This is a genomic window from Clostridium tarantellae (genome assembly GCF_009295725.1).
Lineage (GTDB): Bacteria > Bacillota > Clostridia > Clostridiales > Clostridiaceae > Sarcina > Sarcina tarantellae.
Genome location: NZ_WHJC01000650.1, coordinates 1 through 468, shown reverse-complemented (window position 1 = coordinate 468; position 468 = coordinate 1). Strand labels below are relative to the sequence as shown.

Genomic DNA, 468 nt, shown 5'->3' with positions numbered 1-468 from the left:
ATTTTATATAAATAAAAAAACATCTAGTAAAAATACTAGATGTTTTGGCGGAGAATCCGGGATTTGAACCCGGGCGCCAGTTGCCCGACCTACGCCCTTAGCAGGGGCGCCTCTTCAGCCACTTGAGTAATTCTCCAAATATAAAAAAAATTAAATGGCGGAGAGAGTGGGATTCGAACCCACGGTACGCTCACACGCACGCCGGTTTTCAAGACCGGTGCCTTAAACCAACTCGACCATCTCTCCAAGACATTTATTATTATATCAATATATATTTTTTATGTCAACTATTTATATATAATTTTTTGAAGTTTATTCTTTTAATTTATAATTATACTTGTAATGGTATTTTCATAAATATTATTAAAGTAAATATACTAAAAGCAAATCCTATTAAACTTAATATAAGAGGTAATTTACCTTCTTTATATTTTTTTATTGCTATACCACCTAATATCATTCCAATAA

At 32.3% G+C, this 468-nt stretch carries 2 tRNA genes; both read right to left on the bottom strand.

The window, feature by feature from the left end:
- Positions 1 to 45: 45 nt before the first annotated feature.
- Positions 46 to 136, bottom strand: a tRNA-Ser gene (locus GBZ86_RS16750).
- A 19-nt stretch (positions 137 to 155) separates the two neighbouring features.
- Positions 156 to 246 (bottom strand) — tRNA-Ser (locus GBZ86_RS16745).
- Between the last annotated feature and the right edge of the window lie 222 nt (positions 247 to 468).